Source organism: Kitasatospora sp. NPDC094028 (genome assembly GCF_049543595.1).
GTDB lineage: Bacteria > Actinomycetota > Actinomycetes > Streptomycetales > Streptomycetaceae > Kitasatospora.
In genome coordinates, this window is sequence record NZ_JBMVFA010000141.1 from 1 (window position 1) to 1,017 (window position 1,017).

Here is a 1,017-nt window from a genome sequence, read left to right on the forward strand (position 1 = left end):
CACAGACGCTGGGCGAAGGCGGCGGTGGCGGCCCCGCTGGCCGGGCTCTCCACCATGGCCTCGCCGGTCTCCGGGCTGTTCGTCGGCCTGGTCGCGGTCGCGCTGTTCCTGCAGAAGCGGCGGCCGGGCGCGTGGGCGCTCGGGATCGCTCCCGCGGCGGTGGTGGCCGCGTCGTACTTCCTCTTCCCCTTCTCCGGCACCCAGCCGATGACGATCGGCTCGGTGAGCCTGCCGCTGGTGTACGGCCTGCTCTGCCTGTTCCTGGTGCCGAAACAGTGGATCACGGTCCGGCTGACGGCGGCCGTCTACACCGCCATGGTGGTGGCGGTGTGGGTGGTCAACTCCCAGATCGGTTCGAACATCTCGCGGCTGCCGATGCTGTTCGCGGGCGCGACGCTGGTCGCGGCGCTGCCGTTCACCGTGCCGAAGTCGCGGAAGTGGTACGCGACGGTGGTGGCGTTCCTGGGGTTCGTCGCGTGGATCGGCTACAAGTCGGTCGACGACATCGTGCACACGACCCCGACCGCGTCCTGGGCGCACGAGCTCGCCCCGCTGGTCAACCAGTTGCAGAAGGTCGGCGCGGAGCGGGGGCGCGTGGAGGTCGTACCGGCGCGTTCGCACCGCGAGGCGTCCGCGCTCGCGCCGTACGTCAACCTCGCGCGGGGCTGGAACCGGCAGGCCGACATGGAGCGCAACCCGCTCTTCTACGACGACACGCTCAACTCGGCGAACTACCACGAGTGGCTCCAGCGGTGGGCCGTGCACTTCGTGGTGCTGCCCAAGGACAACCCGGACGGGGACGGCGGCGAGCGCGAGCGGCAGCTGCTGCGGCGCGGGATGCCGTACCTGACGCAGATCTGGGGCGACGCCAACTGGCAGCTGTTCCAGGTGACCGACCCGACGCCGCTGGCCGAGCCGAACGCGCGGGTGGACCGTGCCGAGCAGGGCGAGATGACCCTGGACGTGCGCAAGGCCGGCCGCATCCTGATCCGTATCCCCTACTCCCCCTGGCTGAGC

At 70.9% G+C, this 1,017-nt stretch carries 1 protein-coding gene; it reads left to right on the plus strand.

The features are described from left to right. Window positions 1-1,017 (plus strand): DUF8823 domain-containing protein (locus ACPC54_RS42395; RefSeq protein WP_498973126.1); only part of this gene is annotated, 1,017 nt, incomplete at both ends.